Here is a 22,609-nt window from a genome sequence, read left to right as displayed (position 1 = left end):
TTTGCCTAGATTGTATGGTATTTTTGAACAAACGCGATACAATCTAGGCATATTTTTAAAGCTAAAATTTTTATTTTGAATTTACATCTCTATCTTCACGACATAAAATTTATGATGTTTTAAAGTAAATAGTTCGTGAAAAGTAAATATTCTACCTTGTTCGTACTAGGAACACTGTTTCTGTGTGCCAAAACTTTCTACAAATACGCCAAAATCCCGCAACTTCTCTGGCTTGTCAAACCTGTTGCTTTTTGGATTTCTTCGATTACCAATACTTCAAAGTATTGGGATGATTCAGCGGGCTATGTTTTTCCTAGTTTAGGTATTTGTATTGAAAAATCCTGTTCGGGTTTCAATTTTTTGCTGATATGTTCTGCAATGTTATCCTATTTAATTTTGCAGAAAAATAAACGAATTTCTCCAAAATATGCCCTATCAATATTGCTGATTTCATATCTGAGTACGATTGTTAGCAACACTACACGAATTTGTTTTTCCATTTTATTAAGTCAAGCATTTCCTCAGAATTGGATAGTACATCATTCTTTTGTTCATCAAGGAGTTGGGGTTCTCACCAATTTATTTTTCCTCATTTTCACGTATTTAGTTTTTCAATACCTATTCAAAACAAGTCTACAACATGAAAAGTCTTCTTAAACCCTTTTGGATTATCCTATCCAACACGCTGCCTCTTTCGGTACTACTTTTTTTACTCTTTATTGAATGGCAAACAATTCATACACTCTTGCGGGAGGACACCCAAAAGTACTGGTTTATAGTAGCTGGTATCGTGTTGGGATTGCTAATAGTACAAAGTATTTATGCTATACGACTCATCATTCTTCGAAAAACTATACCGCTGGTCTACGGAGTGATAACCTTGATTGTGCATTTATTATGCTTAATTATTTATGTGACCTACAGTGATGAAATTGTACCAAGGGAAGTACCTGCATGGATGATTGATGGTAATAAATATGTCTACATATTCACGTTTATGATGCCAAGTCTGCTATATGCCATGATTGTACTAATCCTTGAATCTACTCCTGATGTATCCAAGGTTAGTTTTTCTAAAAATCTAGCACTTTCGTTGGCAATTCCGATTGGGTTTTATTTTTTCTTTTTCATGATGGGCTCCGTCTATCATCCAAATCAAATATCTGATTATTTAGAGATTTTCCTCTGGATTTTGATAGTTGGTGTTATGGTTAGCTTTTTTTATTTTGCTACAAGGGCGCTTTATATTTTAATATTCAATAAAAATCTACTCAAAAAGATACCAGCCATTTTATGGAAAATTATCATTGCATTGATCTTTCCAATTCTTGGGTTAGGTCTGTACGCTACTTTGATGCCTATAGGAGGAATTTTCGGCGACTTCTCAAACAAATGGTTTTTTATTTTGGCCATTATCAATGGTATTATTGTTTGTGTACCGAGAAGTCTTAACCCTACAATTAACCTCTGTCTGTGGATATTAAGAGCAAGTACCTTTAGTTTTACCTGCTATTTCTTTTTGGTATTTTTACCGTATACACCCCTTTCTTTTATTTTGCTTTTTACGGTAGTTTTTGGCGTGTTAATGCTTACCCCAAGTGCACTTTTTATAGTTCACAGTGCGGAATTGTATCAAGACTTTCAGGATTTAAAGCAAAGTTTTAACGCTTACTATTTGATAATTAGTGGATTATTGTCATTTGCATTCATTCCCACGATAATTATTATTGATTTTTGGAATGCCAGAAACGATTTACATACAACGCTTGAGTACGTTTACAGCCCCAATTATGAAAAAGAACCTCAAACGACTTCGGTGAATCTTAAAAAACTATTGAAATATGTAAAATCTACCAAGCAGAGCCGCCCCGCTACCTTTAGCTGGACTCCCTATATTGATACTTTTTATTCATGGATGGTATTGGATAATTTGAGTTTGTCTAATCGAAAAATTAGTGATTTAGAACAGATTTATCTTGGGAAAGCCTCACAAATTCTTGTAGAAACCACCCCCAATCAAATTGCAAGTCTGCAAGATGTCAGAACCGAAAGTATGTATGATAGTACCACTCAAACTTGGAAATCTTGGGTACATTTAGCAATCAGGAATGGTAAAAATCAAAATGCAGAATATCATGGAAAATTCAATCTGCCGGTAGGAACCTTTGTCACTAATTATTATTTAGATATAGCAGGCAAAAGAGAAATGGGAATTTTGGCGGAGAAAAAAACAGCAAAATGGGTGTATCGAAATATCGTAAATGAAAGCATAGTAAAAGACCCTGGTTTATTGTATTTTTCTGATGAGAATAAAGTTGAATTGCATGTGTATCCTTTTGCTCCAAACGAATTGAGAACTACTGGTTTTCAGTTGATTCACAGAGAGCCTATAGAGCTTTTAATCGGAAACAAAATAGCCAAATTAGGAGCAGATAAACACCCTAATGTAATACTGAATACGCCACATTTTATCTTTATACCCAACAAAGAAAAAGCAAAATTATCTGAATCCTATCGGAAACCCTATTTTCATTTTATTTTGGATGTTGCCCATGGAAACTCCTTTCAGAGATATACATATCAATTACAAAAGTTAAAGAATGAATACCCTGATTATTTTCCAAAAGCCAAGATAAGCTTGGTTAATTCTTATGTTAAAACTGTCGATTATACAAATAATTGGATGGATGAATTATCGGAAGACGGTATAGAAGGGGGCTTTTTTCTAGAAAGAGCAATTCAACAAATTGCTTATCAAGAGACAAAAAATCAATCTAGTTTTTACCCGATTATAGTCGTACTAAGTGATTCGATCACTAATGGTGTCTTTCCTGAGAATAGATTATCACATTGGTGTTTTGCTTTTCCAGAAGGAGCTAATTTTCTGTTGTTGGACAGTCAGAATATACTCACTAATCACACTTTAGAAAACCCAATAAAAGGATATCCAGCAAAATTAGATTCTATTTTGTATCCTAAAAAAGTGCGTCTATTCGTATCAGAAGGGAAGAAGTATTTTCTTGCAGATGATGATAAAATAACTGTTATCTTCAAGTCGAATGCTTTAGAGGAGCCACTTACGTTTTCAAAGGAATCATGGCAGTGGGGTATGTTGTTAGAAAGCCAGAGAAGACAACTTTTGCTGCATCCCGAACAACAGGAAAAATATTGGCGAACTTTAGTGAAAAACAGTTTTGAGAGCAATATCCTTAGTGAATACACCTCGTACATAGCACTTGAAAACGAAGCACAAAAAGCAGTTTTGAAGAGAAAACAACGTGAAGTTTTGAATGCGAATTCCAATCTTGACTTGGTACAAGATTTGGAACGTATGAGTGAACCTGAACTTTGGCTTATGATAGCTTTAGTAGGTTTATTGGGAGTTTATCGCGAGCGAAAAAGAATTGTCTCCCGATTTTTCTCTTGATTTTTCTGCTTAAGGTCGCGAGTAAAATAAAAATAATTTTATTCGCTTTAAGCTCTAGGCTGTATGCAATAGGCTAAAAGTTAAATCGTATTTCTCATGAAGTAATAGAAACTTTTTTGCCTATTGCCCTACAGCTTACTGCATGAAGTGTATTAATACAACTTTATTTTACACGATTACTTAATAATTTAAACAAAACTAGATAGAATCTACTTTTGAATATACACCCGTTTTATCTAGTAACTCACTTAGTGATAACTGAATCGAGCGAATGTCTTTCCAGTCTTTTAGGATAACTCCTAGCGTAGATTCAATGATGTTTTTGTCCAAAGCAGAAAAATGTAACGTTGCCAAGGCTGTTGCCCAGTCCAAGGTTTCGGCAATTCCTGGAGTTTTTTCTAGTTTTTGAGCACGTAAAACCTGCATAAAACTACAGATTTGTTCGGCTAGTTTGGCGTCAATATCGGGTAAATGATTTCTGACAATCAATAACTCTTTTTCAAAATCGGGATAATCAATCCACAGATATAAACAACGTCGTCGCAAGGCCTCTGAAAGCTCTCGAACACGGTTGCCCGTTACAATTACCTGCGGTATTGATGTGGCTTTGATAGTTCCAATTTCAGGAATGGTAATTTGCCAATCTGATAAAACCTCCAATAGAAAACTCTCAAATTCTTCATCAGCTCGGTCAACTTCGTCAATTAAAAGCACACATTTTTGGGGTGACTGAATGGCTTTGAGCAAAGGACGTTTCAATAAAAATTTTTCCTCAAATAACCCTTTTTCTTTTTCTTCTACACTGATTCCTGACTCTTCTGTAGCCTTCAAATGTAATAGTTGTCGTTGATAATTCCATTCATACAAAGCTTGTGAGGCGTCCAAACCTTCATAACATTGCAATCGAATCAGCTCAGTTGCCAATATCTGCGTCATGACTTTTGCAATCTCAGTTTTTCCAACCCCAGCTGGACCTTCAATGAGTAATGGTTTTTGAAGTTTGAGCGATAAAAATAACGCCATTTCAATCGAATGGTCGGTAATATATCCTCTTTCAAATAACAAACCCCGTATAGATTCAAGCGTGATTTCTGACATAGTTTTCTTGTTGTAGTATAAAGAGACAAAGGCACAAAGTGAAATACTGAAATAAGAATACCAGCAAAAAATAATCAATAAACTACCGTATTTCAAACTCAAATCACTTTGTGCCTTTGCTCCTCTGTGCCTGTTTAACTAACTTCCACTAAAGCCCTTCTTGCATAAACTTTGGCCAAATGTTTACGATAATCCTCTGAGGCATAATGGTCTGACATAATACTTACCCCTTCAGCGGCTTTAGAAGCAGCTTCTTCTGCTGAGGCGCCTGAACTTGAAGCACTTTCGACAGCTTCGTCTCTAAAAGCATAATCGGATACACCTGCAAAAGCAACTCTGGTAGCTCCAGAAGGCTCTTTTACTGCGGCACAACCAACAATAGCAAAGCGAGAAGCTGGTTGGACAAATTTCTGATAAGTTGACTTTGTTCCTTCAGGAGGAATAGGGATTCTGATTTGAGTAATAATATCAGACTCTTCGAGTATGGTAGAGAAAAATCCTGTGAAGAAATCCTGAGCAGCTACAGTTTTAGTGCCGTCAGCACCTTGAATGACAATGCTGGCATCTGCTGCCAATAACAACGCTGGCCAATCGGCAGAAGGGTCGGCGTGAGCGATACTTCCGCCAATAGTTCCTTTGTTACGGACTTGCACATCACCAATAGCACTAGCTCCTTTAGCCAAAAAAGAGAGAGTATTTTGTACATCAGCAGAGGTGGCTATTTCATGATGCGTATTGGCTGCTCCAATAACCAAGGTTCCGTCCTCGATAGCAATGCCTTTTAGCGACTCGATTCGGGTAACATCTACTAAGGTTTCTGGTGCATTGAGACGCAGCTTTAGCGCTGGAACTAGGCTATGTCCTCCTCCAAGTACTTTAGCATAGCTTCCATTTTGTAATATTTCGATGGCTTCTTCCACGGAAGACGCTCGTTTATAATCAAATGAATGAGGTATCATTTTGGTAAAATTTTGATGGTTGATTTTCTAGAAAAGAAAATATTTCTAGAAATAGAGACGCTTTAACTGTTCATCGCACGCCAAACTCGCTCTGGCGTTGTTGGCATAAGAATATCCTTCACGTGTCCAAAGCCTCCACTCCAGAGTGCATCCAATACGGCATTTACAACTGCTGGGGTCGAACCAATACAACCTGCCTCACCAGCGCCTTTTACGCCAAGGGGGTTGTGTGGACAAGGTGTTTCAGTGCGATCTAGTTCAAACATTGGTAAATCGTCGGCTCTTGGCATACAATAATCCATGTACGAACCGTTGATGAGCTGTCCATTTTCATCGAAGATTGCTCCTTCTAATAATGCCTGACCGATACCTTGCGCCAAACCACCATGAATTTGTCCATCTACAATCATTGGATTAATGACATTACCAACGTCATCAACTGCAATAAAGCGTTTCAGACTTACTTTACCTGTTTCTTTATCTACTTCTACCACAGCTATATGACAGCCATAAGGATAGGTAAAATTGGCTGGGTCATAAAAACTAGAGAAGTCTAAGCCTGGTTCTAATCCTGCTGGATAATTGTGAGGAACATAAGCAGTAAGTGCTACATCACCAAAAGCTACCGATTTATCGGTTCCATTCACGGTGTATTTCCCATCTGCAAACGTAAGGTCATCCACATTCGCTTCTAGCTTATGGGCGGCTATTTTTGCCCCTTTTTCGATGATTTTTTCTAAGCTTTTTACAATAGCACTACCACCAACTGCCAGAGAACGAGAACCATACGTACCCATACCGAAAGCTACTGTTTCGGTGTCCCCATGATGAATTTCGACATCCTCCAAAGGAATACCGAGCTTGTCGGCTACCACTTGAGCAAAAGTCGTCTCATGTCCTTGACCGTGTGAGTGTGCACCCGTGTAAACACTTACTTTACCTGTAGGTTGTACGCGAACTTGTCCGACTTCGTATAAGCCTGCTCGAGCACCTAACGCACCAACTACCGCCGAAGGAGCAATACCACATGCCTCAATATAAGTTGAAAAACCTACGCCTAAAAGTTTGTTAGATTGAGCTGCTTCAGCTTGTGCTTTTCTGAATTCTTCATAGCCAAGCATAGCAACGCCTCTTCTCAATACTTCATGGTAATTACCTGAATCATATTGTAAGGCTACTTGCGTTTGATAGCCAGGCTGATTTACCCCATCAAATGGAGGAATAAAGTTTTTCAAACGTAGTTCAACTGGGTCAACTCCCATTTCATGTGCCGCCAAATCCATGAGACGCTCCAGTAAATAGGTTGCTTCTGGACGACCCGCACCACGGTAAGCATCTACAGCATTGGTATGCGTAAAGGCACAAGTCATATCCAAATGAATTTTTGGAGTGGTGTACAAACCTTGCAAAAGAGTACCATGCAAATAGGTTGGTACAGCAGGAGCAAAGGTCGAAAGATAGGCACCAAGATTAGCGAACGTTTTAATGCGTAGCGCTGTAACGTTCCCATCTTTGTCAAAACCCATTTCGGCATGAGTTACGTGGTCACGACCATGGGCATCTGTAATAAATGCTTCCGAGCGCTCAGAAGTCCATTTTACAGGTCTTTCAATTTGTTTTGAACACCATGTAACCAAGGCTTCTTCAGTGTAGTGGAATATTTTTGACCCAAATCCACCACCCACATCTGGACCTACTACACGTACTTTATGTTCTGGAATACCCAACACAAAAGCACACATCAATAAGCGAATCAAATGAGGGTTTTGGGTACTGGTATAAAGCGTATATCTGTCTGAAGAAGGCTCATAAAGCCCAATCGCCGAACGTGGTTCGATAGGATTTGGCACCATCCTCTGATTGACAAATTCCAATGAAGTCACATGATGAGAGTTGGCAATAGCCTCATCAACTTCAGCTTTGGGGTTGCCTATTTCCCAGTCAAATGCAATATTATTAGGTGCTGATTCATGCACTAAGGGTGCTCCTTCTTTTACAGCATCAGCGGGATTGACTACGGCATCAAAAACCTCATAATCTATTTCTACTAACTCAGCAGCATCGGCTGCAATTTCTTTGGATTCTGCAATAACTACTGCCACCGCATCGCCTACGTGCTTTACAGTGCTTCCTGTTCCAACCAATAAGGGGTGAGGAGGTTCTTTCATAATGTCTCCATTTTTGAAATTGACCTGCCAACCTGCTGGTACGCCATTGATGCCAGATTGGGCTATGTCATCGCCTGTAAATACCGCTACAACTCCCTCGGCTGTGAGCGCCTGACTGATGTCTATACTCTTGATTTTGGCGTGGGCATACGGACTTCGGATGATATATGCGTAGGTTTGTCCCGGCAAAATCATATCATCGGTATATTTGCCTTTGCCTGTAATAAAACGCTTGTCTTCAACACGTTTTACGGCCTTACCAATATATTTATTACTCATGATTTCTGAATGAATGTTAAGAATGATTAATCGGTGATACGTTTAGGCGCTTACTTCGTTACCCATTTTCTCGGCAGCGTATTGCACTGCTTTTACGATATTGTGATAACCAGTGCATCGACAAAAATTACCTTCTAAACCATGGCGAATTTCAGATTCGCTTGGACATGGATTTTTAGCCAATAAATCTGCCGCAGTCATAATCATTCCTGGCGTACAAAAACCGCATTGTAAACCATGACATTCTTTAAATCCTTCTTGCAAAGGGTGTAGTTCTGCTCCTTGAGCCAAACCTTCAATCGTTGTAATCGAACTTCCGTCGGCTTGAACAGCTAGCATAGTACAAGATTTTACAGCAATACCATCGACATGAATCGTGCAGGCGCCACAACTACTGGTATCACAGCCAATGTGTGTGCCTGTCAATCGAAGAGTATCTCGCAAGAAGTGCACAAGAAGGGTGCGAGGCTCCACTTCTCGGACATAATCCTTACCGTTTACATTTACTGAAATTTTAATTTCCATTTTCGATAGTTGTTATTTAAAGGTTTGTATTTGTTTGATTATGAAGGATATGAGTCCAATCTATGAAGCAATTTCTTCATCGAAATTGGTGAAAAACTGCTTGGTCAAGGTGTTGGCAACACCGCTCAACACTCGCTGACCTGTACGAGCCAACAGACCAGATAATTTAGCATCTCCATCAAAGCTGATTTCCGTTTGCTGAGCGTCCACTGATACTAAATTGATTTTGATGGAGGCATCTGCATTGCCGATTTTACTATTTTGACTGACATTGAGCGTAAAAGTTGATGGTTCTATAATGTCAGATAAGGTAAGACCACCAGAGAATTTGCCACTCACAGGACCCAATTTGATTTCAGAAATAGCTTCAAATTGGTTTTCGCCAGTTTTTTCAAGTCTCGAAACTCCTGGGACAATCTTGGCAAGTATGTCGGTATCCATCAGCATTTGCCAGACTTTCTCAATGGGAGCAGCCAAAGTATGTGAACCTGTTAATTGCATATTTTCGTTAAGTTAAATTGATAAAGAGTGACAAAAATCATTTATAATTTAATTGTATTTTTCTAATTTAATATTAAGGAATTACCAAATGTTAATTAGTTTTTGATAATTTTAAATTGAATTATTTCTCTATTTTATAAAACATTTTCTATCTTTCAAAGTAAAACTTGTATTTAATCAAGTTGTTGTGAAATAGTACAATTTTTAGAGTTTTTTGTCTTGAAAAAATATAATAAATTTTATTCCTAGGCTAAAAATTTAACAATATGATTCATGCTTTTTACCGACTTTTAGGTTTATAATGAAAATTATTGAATCACATTTCCTTCAGGCAAGAAATATTGTTAGTAGAAGTAAAATAGATGTTGGTCGAAAAAAGAGGTTGGCTTGGAATAAAAATGAGGAGGTATATGTTGAGATTTCGTAAAATTGTTAAATGAGTACGATAGGTTAGAAAACTACCAAATATTAATATTGAATTTTGAGTTATGAAAGAGATAAAGGCGATAATTGACGCATATCAGAAGATAGATTTTGAAACACACTCTGCTGCCTTAGCTACAGTCGTGCGTGTAGAAGGTTCTTCGTACAGACGAGCAGGAGCACGCATGCTAGTGAGTGATTCGGGAGAGTGGATTGGAGGTATTAGTGGGGGATGTTTGGAAGGAGATGCGCTCAAAAGAGCTCGTTTGGCGATGGCTCAAGGTAAAGCCACCATTGTAACATACGATACCACCGACGATGACCCGTATCAAATTGGAGTCGGTTTGGGCTGTAATGGCATTATTGATGTCCTACTAACGCCCATTGACCCCAAGGATGACAATAATCCTGTCGCTATTTTGTCGGATATTATTGATAAACGTGTTCCAACGGTAGTCATAACGGTTACTGCAACAGATATACCTGAGCAATTACCGCTGGGTAGTGTTTATAAGTACGGAAACGGTCAATTTGCCACTGATTTCCCTCTAAGCGAAATTCAGGAGGAAGTTACCAAAGCAGCGGATGGGGCTTTGTTTTCGGAAAAATCAAGCTCATATCATTTTACGATAGATAGTGGTGAAGAAGTAAGCATTTTCGTAGAAGTGATTTTGCCTGCGACTCATATTTTGATTTATGGAGGCAATTACGATATATATCCAATGGTACAATTAAGCAAAGAGGTAGGTTGGAAAGTTTCAGTAATTTGTAACCCTCTAAAAGTGCACAAAAGGCTATTTGATTGGGCCGATAACGTTATTGCTAAGGAAGACGCAGATATCGTTCAAATTGATGCCTATACCGTTGCAATTTTAATGGCGCATGATTACGAAACAGATTTCAAGAATATGCGTGCGCTCATTCAGACTCCAATCAAATATATCGGAATGCTTGGACCCAAAAAAAGAACCGATAAAATGTTTACTAAAATGGAGGAGGAGGGAAACCCCCTTGCAGTACATGATTTGGAGAGAATTGCTACACCTGTAGGATTAGACATTGGAGCAAATACGCCTGAGGAAATTGCCATATCAATCATAGCCGAAATTCGTGCTATGTTTGCTGGTCGTTCGGGACAAAGATTGAGATTAAGAGATAAGCCAATTTACGAGAGCTAGCTGCTATTATTTAGTGATTGAGCGGTTGAGTGAATGAGTGATTTTTTTAAATTGGAGGCTAGTGGTAGAGACGCAATGATTGCGTCTTTCAGAATGGTAACATCAAACATGAGTCATCCCGAGTTTTTAGGATTAGGATTATGCTCCAAATTTTTATCAAAAAAGAGGTCGAAAAATATTTTTTGCCCCCTTTTTTGATGCTACTATGCTAGATATGAATTGGCTTAAGACACAATCATTGCGTCTCTACTGATGGAATATATATTTTTACATAATCACTCACTCGCTCAATCACTAAATCGCTAAATTAGGGATGACTCATTTTTTTGATGAACATTTATTAGAGAAGCTGTTTAAACTTTTCAAAAGACATATTTTATTGATTAATTCTTCATCTTACTTTTTAACTAGGCGTTCTCGCCTTGATACAAAAAGTAACCGCAGCGGCGGCCGCAAAAAAATCAAGAATTTATAAACTCGCTTCGCTCAAACCGTATAAATTCATTGCTGACGCAAGCAGTTTTACGAAAGTTTAAACAGTTTCAGAATAAATCTTATTTACACCAATGTTTCTTCCAAAATAAATCTTTCAATTACCTCGGCAACACCATCTTCATTATTCGAAGCAACAACGACATCTGCATGATGACGTAGCGCATCTTCTACATTATCTACCCAAACGCCCAAGCCAGCGTATTGAATCATCGATAGGTCGTTGCTCGCATTGCCAACAGCAATAATTTCGTCGGATGAAATACCTAATTTTTGAGCTAATCTATCCAAACTCGCAGCTTTGTCGATACCCAATTGCATGATTTCTAAGAAGAAAGGTTTCGACGTAGTAATACTTTTGTGATTTACCTGCGCCTTGAGTTTTGCCATCACTTCAACCAAACGCTCTGGCTCATCAAGCATAATACATTTTACAGAATCACGGTCAACCGCCTTTTTGAAATCATCCACTTTGATAAGAGGCATTCCAGTAATATGGGTTTCAATATCGATATAAGGCGATTCTGAGGAGGCAATAATATTACCATCTAAATACGTAATGATATGCACGCCGTTTTCTTGGCTAAAATCATACAAGGCATGGATATCTTCTTTGCTTATACTTTGTTCAAAAAGTACTTCTTCAGTGGTCATATCCAATATCACAGCTCCATTGTAAGCCAAGATATAAGAGTTATTTTGATGCAAGCCTAGTTCTTTGGCGTAACTCAACATGGCAGGAGTGGGTCTGCCCGAGGCTAATACCACTTTTACACCTGCTTCTTGTGCTTGAGCTATGGCAGATTTATTCTTTTCTGAGATACGGTGGTCATCGGTCAACAAAGTGTCGTCCATGTCCAATACCAACATTTTATATTTCATAAGGGATAAAAATAAGTATGAATTGTGATAGCTTGAACCAAATTATCGCTTCAAGCTGTGGTAAATTTGAAGTTAAGTTTACCCAATCATACAAAAATAAGTGCTTGAATTACTTCCTATTCTTATCCCTTTGAATATTCGAAAAAATTCTTTTGAAAAGCTAAAAAAATCTTTGAATCATTTTAATTTCAATTCGTAAACACCAAATTGATTTTGAGACGCCAATATAGAATTGCCATTGAAATTCAAGGTTTTAATCACCGAATTAGAACAGCATTCTGATTTTACCACCGAGGTTTCATAGAGGAGGTTTCCTAATTTGGTATCATTAATATACAGCTCAAAATCTTTGACGCCATTGCCAGCTTTGGTAAATAATATATCCCAGTAAATAACCGCTGTCGGCGTGGCTACCACAGTACCTTTGTACTTGGTATCATCGCCAGCGCTTCGAATATAAAAACTAGTAGAATCTGTAATGTTTTTTCCAGAAGCATTAAAAATAGAAAACCTTGGAATTGGGGGAGGAGAGACACAAGCATAACCTTCGCATTTGGAGAAGTGGTTGCAAGAACTAAATAAGGCGATACTTGCCAACAGGACTAGGGTGTAAGTAATGATTTTCATGATAAGAAGATATTTAGTAAACGAATAGATTTATGAGATACTCGTATAGACGTAGCAGTGCGAATAGGGGTTGCATTACCATCATACTATTTTTGGTGTATTTTCGTTAAAACCGCATATAACCTTTGATAATATGTTCAAAAGATTCAGCTTTACAATTTCTCTTATGGCGCTAGGATTATATGCCCAAGCCCAAAACAACTCAATCTCTCAAATATTTTACCCTAATATCACGATCAAAACCGAAGCAATTCCGTCAGCTAATATGGGCGATGGAAAAGACTTTGGACTTACTCGAACCTCAACACTTGGTTTTGTGCCACTTTCCACGGATTTTAACGTAGGTATTGGTTTTGGAAAAAAGTTTGATATTCAGGCGAAGCATACCTTTTTAGTCGCAAATTTAAGTCAGATAAACCCCACTATTTCTGGAAAAGAAACTCCGTCAGGCGGTTATAAAACTCTTTCGGCAGGCGTTTTTCAATTGAAGGCAAGTTTACGAGACAAATTTTGGTTATACGGAGGTGGATTAGGCATCACGGAATCTAATGAAACATTTTTTTCGCCCCAACCTTTTTTATGGGGAGGTGCAGCCCGTGTACGAGTTTTGGGGCTAAATACCCAAATCATGTATGGCACAGCGGTGGTGTTCAATCAAAAATTTAGAATTATTCCGATTTTCGGTTTCAACAAACGGATTAATGAAGATTGGCGTATTTCTGGGATTTTGCCTTTCCAAGTGACTGGTACTCGTAAAATAACAGAATGGTTTAATTTGGGAGGAAATATTGCCTTAGGAGGCTATAGCGGAGGTTTTCAGGAGTTGGGTACAGGAGAAAAGTTAGCTCGAAAGGAAAATTATCAGCAAGTAAAGTTTACAGTTTCAGCCAATGCACACGTGTTGAAGGTATTCAGTTTTTCATTAGAAGGTGGAATAGTTACTTTCAGACAGGACAAAATCTTCAATTCAGCGGTTGAAAATCTACAAACGTATCATCCTGGCACTGCACCATATATCGGTGCGAGCGTGCGTTATATTTCTAACAAAAACAGCATGGGTGCAAAATTGATGTCCAAATTAGGAATATGATTATTTGCTTATAGAGACGTAAAATACCACGTCTTTGGTAGATATTTCTACACAATTTGTAATTGATTGGGTGTTAGCTATGAGGTTAGGGTTTGGAATGTGGCTAACTCCGCACTCCAAACTCAACACTCATCACTCCCTAGTATCCTTTCGCCAAATCTGCGATATTTTCCAAGGGTTCATTATTTTCAAAACGTTGAAGATTGTTTAAAAATACCTTGACCTTATCGGCGTTTTCCTCAGCCCAGCCCCCTGATGAGTGTTGTGTCAAAAGCACGTTTGGCATATTCCATAAGACATGATTTTGGGGAAGTGGTTCTACCGCCGTAACATCTAACACTGCTCCTGCGATGGCGCCAGCTTGTAACTTTTCGATTAATACTGGTTCATCGACAGCCGAGCCACGACCTACATTGACAAACAACGCTTCCTTTTTCATTTGATTAAGAAAAGCTTCATCAATCAAGCCGATTGTTTCGGTGGTTTCTGGCAAACAGGCGACTAAAATATCTAAATCAGGTAGATAAGCTCCTATGTCTGACCATGACCATACTTGTCCTTCGATGGCAGTTCTTGAAAAGATTTTAATATCGCAGTCAAAACCATTTAAGATTTTTGCTACTGTTTGACCAATAGCTCCATTGCCTAAAATTCCGACCTTTTTTCTAAATAATAGATGCAAAGAAGGGCGAATACTACCGCCCACCCAGTGATTTTGGGGTTGTAGCACAGACAAACGGTCGATACCACGATATACTGCCATGATACCAGCCACAGCAGTTTCGGCCACTGACTGACCAAAAAATCCTTTCAGGTGAGTAATCGGAAAACGGCTATGTGATAATTGCTGATAGGGGTCTAAGCCAGCAGAATGTAGCTGTAGCCATTGTAGTTTTGTGCTTTCCTCTGCCCAGTCTAAGGGTACATTGCCCATGCAAACACTTGCCTCCAAGAATGTTGTTCTACGATTTTCGGGTAATAGCGTATCTCCAAAGCTGAGTTGATAACCTTTTTCTGAAGGTAAAGCGCTGATTAGTAGTTGCTTTTCAGACTCTTTGAGTAATGTGTGGATATAAATTTTCATTTCGAGATAAGTTAATGGAAGTAAAATGTTAACAGTATATCAAGTATTAGTGCTGAATTATGAGTTATGAATTATGAATGTAAAATTTTAATTATCAATATCTTACATTTTCAATTGATTAAATATTTTTTGCACGATTACTCAGTTATCTGTATAAAATTATAATCAGAAGAATATAAACAGTTTATAGATATATTTTCCAGCTATAATGAATATTCAAGTTAACACTAATAATAATTTGAGCATAAATACGATGAAATCTATTTCTCGCAAAAGTATATAGTAGGTGGAATTCTACTTAACGGTCTTTACATGTGTTACAGGTTATTTGTGTATTTGTTATTTAAAAAGTGGCGTATTCGTTTTTTTTAATCGGTGAATTTATTCACCGACTAAAAGGAATCACTATTCTTTCAAGCTTTTAGTTCTAAAACTACATTTCATTAAATACACTTTGAGTGTCTTTTTTTTGTTTTTGAGGATGTAGAGGCAACCCTTGCGGTTGCCGTTCCGAATGTGGCAACCGCAAGGGTTGCGTCTACATCGTTAAACAGCTATCCCAAATTTGTATTGCACAAAGGATTATAAAAACCATTTATTTAGGATATCGGATGTTGGATATCGGAAGTGTAATCTTCTTCTTTTTGTAAAAACAAAGGTAGTTTTCTTTATTTCCGAAATCAGAAATCCCAAATCTGAAATTTTTTAAACCTATTCAAAACTCACAACTCAGCACTCATCACTCCGAAGAATCTGCCATTCCTGTCATAGTGCCTAATCTTTTGTCAGACATTAAAAATGGGCTATTTTGACATACTGACAGATTGTCAGCAAAATTAACTGAATTTTCGGTTGGCATTAAGATTGTTAAATACTTTACGTCGTCAGATGAAAAAAAGATACAAAAGGCACAGTCCGAACGGTGGAATAAACCAATCTTAACATTTGACCTAAAAAGAAAACAAGATATTTAACAATAATTAATTCACTCTAGCAATGGGAAAAATTATCGGTATTGACTTAGGCACAACCAACTCTTGTGTTGCAGTTATGGAAGGTAACGAGCCAGTCGTAATCGCCAACTCAGAAGGTCGTCGTACTACACCTTCAATCGTAGCATTTTTGGATAACGGAAACGGAGAACGTAAAGTAGGAGATCCAGCAAAACGTCAGGCAATTACAAACCCAACAAACACGATTTCATCTATCAAACGTTTTATGGGTAAGCGCTATTCTGAAGTAGGTAGCGAGCTTAAAACAATTGCTTACACAGTAGAACAAGGTTCAAACGATACTCCACGCGTTCGTATCGGTGACCGTTTATATACTCCTCAAGAAATCTCAGCGCAGATTTTGACTAAAATGAAGCAAACGGCTGAAGATTATTTAGGTCAAACTGTTACTGAAGCTGTTATTACAGTTCCTGCATACTTCAACGATGCTGAGCGCCAGGCCACAAAAGAAGCTGGTGCAATCGCTGGTTTGGAAGTAAAACGTATCATCAACGAACCAACTGCTGCTGCTTTGGCTTACGGTTTGGACAAAGGTGGTAAAGATATGAAAATCGCAGTATTTGACCTTGGTGGTGGTACTTTCGATATTTCAATCTTGGAATTAGGTGACGGTGTATTCGAAGTAAAATCAACTGACGGTGATACTCACTTAGGTGGTGATGACTTCGACCAAGTAATCATCAACTGGTTGGCAGACGAATTTAAAAATGACGAAGGTGTTGATTTGCGTCAAGACCCAATGGCATTACAACGTTTGAAAGAAGCAGCTGAAAAAGCTAAAATTGAGTTATCTTCTGGAGCATCTACAGAAATCAACTTGCCATATATCTTCCCAGTAAATGGTATGCCGAAACACTTAGTACGTTCATTGTCACGTGCTAAATTTGAGCAATTGGCTGATACTTTGATTCAAAGAATGTTGGAACCTTGCCGTCGTGCTATGAAAAACTCTGGCTACAGCAACTCTGATATCGATGAAGTTATCTTGGTAGGTGGTTCGACTCGTATCCCACGTGTAGTTGAAGAAGTAGAGAAGTTCTGGGGTAAAAAAGCATCTAAAGGCGTTAACCCTGACGAAGCAGTAGCAATCGGTGCAGCAGTTCAGGGTGGTGTATTGACAGGTGAAGTAAAAGATGTATTGTTGCTAGACGTTATTCCTTTGTCATTAGGTATCGAGACTATGGGTGGCGTGTTCACTAAATTGATTGAAGCAAACACTACAATCCCAACTCGTAAGTCTGAGGTATTCTCAACGGCATCTGATAGCCAACCATCTGTGGAATTGAACATCTTACAAGGTGAGCGTCCAATGGCAGCTAACAACCGTTCATTAGGTCGTTTCCACTTAGACGGTATTCCACCAGCACCACGTGGTGTTCCTCAAATCGAAGTAATTTTCGATATCGATGCCAACGGTATCTTACATGTATCTGCGAAAGATAAAGGTACAGGTAAAGAAAACAACATCCGTATCGAAGCATCAAGCGGTTTGACAGATGCAGAAATCGAAAGAATGCGTCAAGAAGCGAAAGCAAACGAGGCAGCAGATAAAGCAGAAAAAGAAAAAATCGAGAAAGTTAACCAAGCAGACTCATTGATTTTCCAAACAGAAAAACAATTGAAAGAGTACGGTGAAAAACTTTCAGAAGGTAACAAAACTGCAATTGAAGGAGCTTTGGCAGAATTACGTACAGCTCACGCTTCACGTGATATTGCTTCTATCGATGCATCATTAGAAAAATTGAACAACGCTTGGATGGCAGCATCTCAAGAAATGTACGCTCAAGGTGGTGACGCAGCTCAACCAACTGGCGATGCAGGTCAATCAGCTAATGCAGGTGGCGGTTCTTCACAAGCAGAAGACGTCCCATTTGAAGAAGTGAAATAATAAGTCGGTAACCGACCCTTAGCCTCTGGCTAAATATAATTTAAAGTGCTATTAAATCTCCCTTCGGGAATCTTTCAGTTTTTGAAAGGAGATTTTGTAGCACTTTTTTTGTGAGTAATTGTTTGTACTTATACAAATAATTATGTCTAATGTAATAACTAAATGGGGGACGTTTTAACTCGAACTCAAAAAATGGAACACGAAAAATACTTTTTATATTTTAGTAGAGAAGTTTTAAATTTTTATAGAGTAAATTCTCATATATATAACCTAAAGGAAGATGATATGGGAGGGGAAATACAAGTTTCTGATAGCTGGAATGAAAGTATGAATAGTGTTTATCCATGTATTCAATTAAAGTTCGCTTTCAGGAAACTTGAAAATGAACACATGTGCGTTGCAGTATTTATGCCATTATTCGATGAGAGGGTTTCAGAAGAAAATTACAGAAAATGGAATGCATTTCGTATAGAAAATCCAATTTTTCACGAAATCAATAATGGATTTGATAGGTGGGTAAATAGATATATCAATGGTTCTTGGAAAATAGAGAATGGTCCTAAAATAAAGATTGAAAAAGAATTAAGACTTATTAATTCTCTTTCAAAAATCAAATTTGGTAGAAATTTATTTAAACATGAGGAATACATATTAGTTAATTATCCAGTTGCTGAAAATAATGTAGAATATACTAAATCAGTACTAGAACTTTATCGCCTTGTTATCGATGGTATGGAAAAGGAATGTATTGTGCAAATTTCAGAGTTTTTGAACATTGAATTGAATGACAAGACAAAAAGACTAAATTGTGTCAAGGAGTTACTTGAAGATGATTTAGTAGAAAAGATACACTCACCATTAAATTCTTTAAGCAAAAAACGAATGCCAATTCACGGTATTCCCTCTCAAGGAGTTGTACCGTTTCCTGCCTTTGAATCATTCAATAATGATTTGAAGGATATATATCAAGCACTATTCGAGCTAAGATCTTGGCTTGAGGATAAACTAAATTTAGATTCAGAACTTTGTCGAAAAAGGCTAGAATCGTTTTTAAATTTTCCAAAACTGGATAAACCCCCTCGTCCTGAATTCAAATTATTAGAGGTTCAACGTATGATAGGTAAAACAATTCAAAGAATAGAATTTGGTGAAATCAGCTCAAATGAAAATGTTCATCAAAGCGAGGCATTAAATATATACTTTTCAGATGGTACAGCTATGACTGTTCAAATTGGTTCAAATGCTGGCATTGTTGCCTCAGAATATGAGGGTATGAAACCGTCTGATTTCCACACTGATATTATGATATTTTGGGCTGAAGAATTAAAGAATAAGAACGAACTCCCTCGCTAGTGCTGGCTTCCAAGCCAGTATTCACATTTTCTAATGATTCAATCCTAATTTTCAGAATGTTAAACCATTTGAAAATAGTTACAAGGAAAAGTTTACATTGTTATAGCTCCGTAGGAGCGACAGAAAACAAGCCATATTCTGTCGCACCTACGGTGCTGATAAATTTTCGAGTGTATTGTCTTCAAAGCCAGAACTAGCGCTAGACTAATTTTTTAGTGATAAAAAGCAAGATAATATCCATAAACAAATCAAATTTATTAATCTTTATCGGCTAAGAGTTATGATTACCTAAATCTCTCTTTTTGTAATTACCTAATACATCAAGTCTTTTGACGAATAAGTTCTCTATACCCTGATAATAGTCCTGTAATCTCTGTTCTATATGAATTGGATCCCAAACCCCTGCGACATCTAAACCAGCACATTCATCTTTAGTTGCAACTCTAAAATACCCATTTTCATGAATTCGAAAAATTTCTGGACTCATGATTTCAGTGTCATAATACTTATCATTTTGTAGATTCTCTTCGAGTGGGATTATTCCTATTATTGGCCATTTACCTTTTTTGATCCCATTATCATTTACCATAGCTGAAAATAATATAGGTAAACTGATAATTTCATTCAAATCCAACATATCAATTCTCGTTCTACAATCATAAAATGCCACACCAGAATTTAATACACGGGCGTAGGTATGATATTCTCCATCAATTTGAACTTTAGCTATTGCTCCAGGGATTTCTTTTTGCTTCATTTTTCTCATTCGGAAGGTAAATTTAAAAATTGGATTCCTTAATCTTAGCTTGTAATATCCTGAAAGATGGCTCAAGAGTCAGCTTCCCAAAAATAGTATAATACGAAAAGTGCTAAATAAAGAAACAAGCTAATTTTCGGGGAGAATAAGTGTATTATTGCCGTGTTTCTTTTTATTTAGGGAAAACCAATAGTTTAATTGAATTGATAATGAATTGGTTGTTACTCTTATTGGAGATGCTATACCTGTAAGTGGGGAAATATTGCTATCTCTTAAATCAGAAATACCTAAGTTATATTTCACATTCAATGAGATTGGCAATTTTAGGTAGGATTGTAAATTCAAATCTGCTGCCGCTAAAATTCCCCAATTAAAAGAACTATAGTTTATTATAGTTCCATTGTTACATGTACAAGTATCAGTTCCTATAATCTTCGTTGTTATATAAGGTGTAAGTATTTTGCCTAAAAATACACCTACTCCGAAAGACAGACTGCTAAATTTTATTCTTTTTAAATTGAGTTTTGAATTGAAAGATAAATCGGACTGAATATAGGGGAGAATAAAATCATCTTGGTATTGTATACCCGCCACAAATGGGTTATAGTATTTATCTATTTCACCAATCCTTACAAAGTCAGTTTGTAGTTTAATTTTATAATTTTTATGAATATTTCTAACAATAGCTACCCCAAAAATTGGTCTTATTAATGTCTTATTCGAAAATAATCTATTAGTTTTTCCGAAATAAGAAGCTATTACTCCCATTTCTGGACTTATTTCCCAACTCGGTTCAATGATATTTTGTGAGATAGCTTTTGGATTGATTAGGAATACTAGAACTATTAATGAAAATAGTCGGATCGGGTAGAGTGCTTTGATTTTCATATAAGTTTAGTTTTATCCTTGATGTAGTTAAAAGAATATATTTCAAGTAAAGATAAGTGAAGATTTATATAGTTAAAAGGGAAAAAATAACATTTCATACCAAAATATGTCAATGTTCGGCTAGTGCTGGCTTCCTAGCCAGTACTCATATTTTCTAAGGATTCTATCCTATTTTCAAAATATCAAACCCTTTATAAATACTTTCAAGGATAAGTTAATAATGGAATAGCTCCGTAAGAGCGACAGTTTGGTAGTATTATCGTTATGAATTATAATCATTTAAGCGCCGTAGGTGCGACAGAAAACAAACGATATTCTATCGTACCTATGGCGCTTTTTAATTCTCTCGCATTAATACTTTGCTACCAAACTGTCGCACCTACGGCGCTGAATTTGCTGTCCCTCAAGCCTCTACTAACATTTTATACTGTTTTTTTGATGAAATATCTTATATTTGAATCATGCAGTTCCAGAAAGAAATATTGAAACCAGAATTTCAAGCAATGTGTCAAAAGCACAATGTGCTAAAGCTATTTGCCTTTGGTTCTGCTATAACAGATAGATTTGATGCTCAAAATAGCGATATTGATTTACTGGTAGAAATAGATGAAAAAGATCCTATTGAACGTGGGGAAAAATTGATGTCGCTTTGGGATACGTTCGAGAATTTTTTTCATAAAAAAGTGGACTTATTAACGGAATCATCTATCAGAAACCCATATCTAAAAAGGAATATTGATGCCACAAAAGTTTTAATTTATGACAGAGAAGGCACTAAAATATTTGTATGATATTCTGTATGCGATTGACTCAATAAATGATTTTTTGGGGACAATATCTTCCTTTGAAGAATATGATGCAGATTATAAAACACAAAGCGCTGTAGAAAGACAATTAGGAATAATTGGAGAAGCCGTGAATAAATTTGATGGGCTGCACCCCGAACTAAGTTTGGAAAACACTCGTAAAATTGTAGGGTTTCGAAATCGACTAATACATGCTTACGATGCAGTAGATTCTGCAATGGTATGGGCAATAGTAAAAAAACACTTAGAGCCTCTTAGAAAGGAAGTCGAAAATCTTATCTATAAATAGAAATATTGCCCCACTAGCGCTGTCTTCCAAGTCTGCACTGGATTTCTAAGGATTTGATCCTACATATAATCGCTAGTAATGCCGATTAAACGCCGAATTTTCCTGTTGTTTTTTGTCATCAAATTGTCATCACTGTTTTTCTGTGGTGTTTTGGTTTACTTTTAAAAAATCTTGTAATTTGACATTCTAAGAGGTTTTCTTCTTGTAAACACTTTAACATATCTCACATGAAAAACAACATTTTCAAACTTACCGCTCTTGTATTGTTCACTTTTGTAGTTGCAGTAAACGCCTCTTTAGCACAAGCTCCCAAACGTATCGATTTTGCTAAAGAAGGTTCTAACTCTTTGGTTTGGGAACAAAAGGTTGAGGCTAACGCTAGTAAAAGTTTTGTGTTCAAAGCTACAAAGGGACAAGTATTGACATTGAGTTTTATTGACGATACCAAAAAAGGTATGATGGAACTAGGCAAGGAATCTATAGAACCTAATGCTGATCCTTATCAAGCAACCATCTCGGTGACCAAAGACTATACTTTTACAGTAAAAAATAATACTGCGAAAAAGACGAGCTTCAGAATTGCGATTAGTTTGGAGGATGCTAAGGCAAAAAAGAAATAAATACTGTAATCCTTCTGTAACACAAATCCCCAGTAATGACTTGAAAAACATTGCTGGGGATTTTTTGTTATACAGATACTTCTGTCTTATTTTTGATTAAATATTGGAAAAGTACTATTGTTGTTTAAGTAATTGATTTTGTTTATTATTCGTTTTTTGATGCGTTTCGGTACTATGTTTCCGTTTGTTGATATTTATATTTCCTATATTAGATGATTTTGATACAATAATTATCCAAAATTTATATTTTTTTGAAATTATT

At 36.9% G+C, this 22,609-nt stretch carries 19 protein-coding genes; 9 read left to right on the top strand and 10 right to left on the bottom strand.

Annotation, left to right across the window (positions count from 1 at the left end):
* Nucleotides 1-135: 135 nt before the first annotated feature.
* Both xrtK and QM481_RS05055 read left to right on the top strand, forming a co-directional pair.
* The gene (gene xrtK / locus QM481_RS24880) at nucleotides 136-657 is read left to right on the top strand and encodes an exosortase K (RefSeq protein ID WP_374760874.1); all 522 of its coding nucleotides are present in this window, start codon (nucleotides 136-138) and stop codon (nucleotides 655-657) included.
* A complete protein-coding gene (locus QM481_RS05055) occupies nucleotides 641-3,427 on the top strand; it encodes an MSEP-CTERM sorting domain-containing protein (protein ID WP_283380884.1) in 2,787 nt (928 codons plus the stop codon). Before xrtK ends, QM481_RS05055 begins: the two co-directional genes overlap by 17 nt.
* Before the next feature lie 198 nt (nucleotides 3,428-3,625).
* Here the strand turns inward: QM481_RS05055 and QM481_RS05050 are convergent, their stop codons facing one another.
* From QM481_RS05050 to QM481_RS05030, 5 genes are all read right to left on the bottom strand, one after another.
* Complete coding sequence (locus QM481_RS05050; protein ID WP_283380883.1) at nucleotides 3,626-4,525, bottom strand: AAA family ATPase; 900 nt, start codon at nucleotides 4,523-4,525, stop codon at nucleotides 3,626-3,628.
* A gap of 134 nt (nucleotides 4,526-4,659) precedes the next feature.
* On the bottom strand, nucleotides 4,660-5,484 hold the full coding sequence (locus QM481_RS05045; protein WP_283380882.1) for an FAD binding domain-containing protein: 825 nt from the start codon (nucleotides 5,482-5,484) through the stop codon (nucleotides 4,660-4,662).
* Nucleotides 5,485-5,546: 62 nt separating this feature from the next.
* The gene (locus tag QM481_RS05040; protein ID WP_283380881.1) at nucleotides 5,547-7,931 is read right to left on the bottom strand and encodes a xanthine dehydrogenase family protein molybdopterin-binding subunit; all 2,385 of its coding nucleotides are present in this window, start codon (nucleotides 7,929-7,931) and stop codon (nucleotides 5,547-5,549) included.
* A 42-nt stretch (nucleotides 7,932-7,973) separates the two neighbouring features.
* Entirely contained in the window at nucleotides 7,974-8,456 is a 483-nt protein-coding gene (locus QM481_RS05035; RefSeq protein ID WP_166553291.1) for a (2Fe-2S)-binding protein, read from the bottom strand.
* Between the two features lie 60 nt (nucleotides 8,457-8,516).
* Nucleotides 8,517-8,957: an SRPBCC family protein gene (locus tag QM481_RS05030; RefSeq protein ID WP_283380880.1), complete on the bottom strand. Its 441-nt coding sequence runs from the start codon at nucleotides 8,955-8,957 to the stop codon at nucleotides 8,517-8,519.
* Nucleotides 8,958-9,445: 488 nt separating this feature from the next.
* Between QM481_RS05030 and QM481_RS05025 the strand changes: the two genes are divergently transcribed.
* Nucleotides 9,446-10,558, top strand: a complete 1,113-nt coding sequence (locus QM481_RS05025) for an XdhC family protein (protein ID WP_283380879.1) — start codon at nucleotides 9,446-9,448, stop codon at nucleotides 10,556-10,558.
* Nucleotides 10,559-11,116: 558 nt separating this feature from the next.
* Here QM481_RS05025 and QM481_RS05020 read toward each other — a convergent pair.
* Both QM481_RS05020 and QM481_RS05015 read right to left on the bottom strand, forming a co-directional pair.
* Nucleotides 11,117-11,932: a Cof-type HAD-IIB family hydrolase gene (locus QM481_RS05020; RefSeq protein WP_166553272.1), complete on the bottom strand. Its 816-nt coding sequence runs from the start codon at nucleotides 11,930-11,932 to the stop codon at nucleotides 11,117-11,119.
* 177 nt (nucleotides 11,933-12,109) lie between these two features.
* Complete coding sequence (locus QM481_RS05015; RefSeq protein WP_166553271.1) at nucleotides 12,110-12,559, bottom strand: hypothetical protein; 450 nt, start codon at nucleotides 12,557-12,559, stop codon at nucleotides 12,110-12,112.
* 133 nt (nucleotides 12,560-12,692) lie between these two features.
* Between QM481_RS05015 and QM481_RS05010 the strand changes: the two genes are divergently transcribed.
* Nucleotides 12,693-13,649, top strand: coding sequence for a DUF6268 family outer membrane beta-barrel protein (locus tag QM481_RS05010; RefSeq protein WP_283380878.1), 957 nt, complete (start codon nucleotides 12,693-12,695; stop codon nucleotides 13,647-13,649).
* 139 nt (nucleotides 13,650-13,788) lie between these two features.
* On the opposite strand, the gene QM481_RS05005 is transcribed toward QM481_RS05010, so the two are convergent.
* A complete protein-coding gene (locus tag QM481_RS05005) occupies nucleotides 13,789-14,733 on the bottom strand; it encodes a D-2-hydroxyacid dehydrogenase (protein WP_283380877.1) in 945 nt (314 codons plus the stop codon).
* A gap of 996 nt (nucleotides 14,734-15,729) precedes the next feature.
* On the opposite strand from QM481_RS05005, the gene dnaK reads away from it, so the two are divergent.
* Nucleotides 15,730-17,634, top strand: coding sequence for a molecular chaperone DnaK (gene dnaK, locus QM481_RS05000; protein WP_166553268.1), 1,905 nt, complete (start codon nucleotides 15,730-15,732; stop codon nucleotides 17,632-17,634).
* Nucleotides 17,635-17,826: 192 nt separating this feature from the next.
* Nucleotides 17,827-18,987, top strand: coding sequence for a hypothetical protein (locus tag QM481_RS04995; RefSeq protein ID WP_283380876.1), 1,161 nt, complete (start codon nucleotides 17,827-17,829; stop codon nucleotides 18,985-18,987).
* A gap of 271 nt (nucleotides 18,988-19,258) precedes the next feature.
* Here the strand turns inward: QM481_RS04995 and QM481_RS04990 are convergent, their stop codons facing one another.
* Together QM481_RS04990 and QM481_RS04985 are read right to left on the bottom strand one after the other, a co-directional pair.
* Nucleotides 19,259-19,744, bottom strand: a complete 486-nt coding sequence (locus QM481_RS04990) for an immunity 26/phosphotriesterase HocA family protein (RefSeq protein WP_283380875.1) — start codon at nucleotides 19,742-19,744, stop codon at nucleotides 19,259-19,261.
* 129 nt (nucleotides 19,745-19,873) lie between these two features.
* Nucleotides 19,874-20,632 (bottom strand): hypothetical protein, encoded by a 759-nt coding sequence (locus QM481_RS04985; protein ID WP_283380874.1) that lies wholly within the window; start codon nucleotides 20,630-20,632, stop codon nucleotides 19,874-19,876.
* 482 nt (nucleotides 20,633-21,114) lie between these two features.
* Here QM481_RS04985 and QM481_RS04980 point away from each other — a divergent pair, with 482 nt between their 5' ends.
* From QM481_RS04980 to QM481_RS04970, 3 genes are all read left to right on the top strand, one after another.
* Entirely contained in the window at nucleotides 21,115-21,423 is a 309-nt protein-coding gene (locus QM481_RS04980; RefSeq protein WP_283380873.1) for a nucleotidyltransferase family protein, read from the top strand.
* Nucleotides 21,392-21,727 (top strand): HepT-like ribonuclease domain-containing protein, encoded by a 336-nt coding sequence (locus QM481_RS04975; protein WP_283380872.1) that lies wholly within the window; start codon nucleotides 21,392-21,394, stop codon nucleotides 21,725-21,727. The genes QM481_RS04980 and QM481_RS04975 overlap by 32 nt, the downstream gene beginning before the upstream one ends.
* A 227-nt stretch (nucleotides 21,728-21,954) precedes the next feature.
* A complete protein-coding gene (locus QM481_RS04970) occupies nucleotides 21,955-22,347 on the top strand; it encodes a hypothetical protein (protein WP_283380871.1) in 393 nt (130 codons plus the stop codon).
* The last annotated feature ends 262 nt before the right edge of the window (nucleotides 22,348-22,609 follow it).

Origin of the sequence: Flectobacillus rivi (genome assembly GCF_030056655.1) — a bacterium.
Lineage (GTDB): Bacteria > Bacteroidota > Bacteroidia > Cytophagales > Spirosomataceae > Flectobacillus > Flectobacillus rivi.
Note: the sequence above shows the minus strand (reverse complement) of the source record. Positions and strands in the feature narration are given on the sequence as shown.

Coding starts and splice junctions, on each gene's coding strand:
- QM481_RS05010 (WP_283380878.1), top strand. CDS start 12,693: ATGTTCAAAAGATTCAGCTTTACAATTTCTCTTATGGCGCTAGGATTA.
- dnaK (WP_166553268.1), top strand. CDS start 15,730: ATGGGAAAAATTATCGGTATTGACTTAGGCACAACCAACTCTTGTGTT.
- QM481_RS05040 (WP_283380881.1), bottom strand. CDS start 7,931: ATGAGTAATAAATATATTGGTAAGGCCGTAAAACGTGTTGAAGACAAG.
- QM481_RS04970 (WP_283380871.1), top strand. CDS start 21,955: ATGAAAAACAACATTTTCAAACTTACCGCTCTTGTATTGTTCACTTTT.
- QM481_RS05020 (WP_166553272.1), bottom strand. CDS start 11,932: ATGAAATATAAAATGTTGGTATTGGACATGGACGACACTTTGTTGACC.
- QM481_RS04975 (WP_283380872.1), top strand. CDS start 21,392: ATGACAGAGAAGGCACTAAAATATTTGTATGATATTCTGTATGCGATT.
- QM481_RS04985 (WP_283380874.1), bottom strand. CDS start 20,632: ATGAAAATCAAAGCACTCTACCCGATCCGACTATTTTCATTAATAGTT.
- QM481_RS05005 (WP_283380877.1), bottom strand. CDS start 14,733: ATGAAAATTTATATCCACACATTACTCAAAGAGTCTGAAAAGCAACTA.
- QM481_RS05045 (WP_283380882.1), bottom strand. CDS start 5,484: ATGATACCTCATTCATTTGATTATAAACGAGCGTCTTCCGTGGAAGAA.
- QM481_RS05030 (WP_283380880.1), bottom strand. CDS start 8,957: ATGCAATTAACAGGTTCACATACTTTGGCTGCTCCCATTGAGAAAGTC.
- QM481_RS05055 (WP_283380884.1), top strand. CDS start 641: ATGAAAAGTCTTCTTAAACCCTTTTGGATTATCCTATCCAACACGCTG.
- QM481_RS05025 (WP_283380879.1), top strand. CDS start 9,446: ATGAAAGAGATAAAGGCGATAATTGACGCATATCAGAAGATAGATTTT.
- QM481_RS04990 (WP_283380875.1), bottom strand. CDS start 19,744: ATGAAGCAAAAAGAAATCCCTGGAGCAATAGCTAAAGTTCAAATTGAT.
- QM481_RS05035 (WP_166553291.1), bottom strand. CDS start 8,456: ATGGAAATTAAAATTTCAGTAAATGTAAACGGTAAGGATTATGTCCGA.
- QM481_RS05050 (WP_283380883.1), bottom strand. CDS start 4,525: ATGTCAGAAATCACGCTTGAATCTATACGGGGTTTGTTATTTGAAAGA.
- QM481_RS04995 (WP_283380876.1), top strand. CDS start 17,827: ATGGAACACGAAAAATACTTTTTATATTTTAGTAGAGAAGTTTTAAAT.
- QM481_RS05015 (WP_166553271.1), bottom strand. CDS start 12,559: ATGAAAATCATTACTTACACCCTAGTCCTGTTGGCAAGTATCGCCTTA.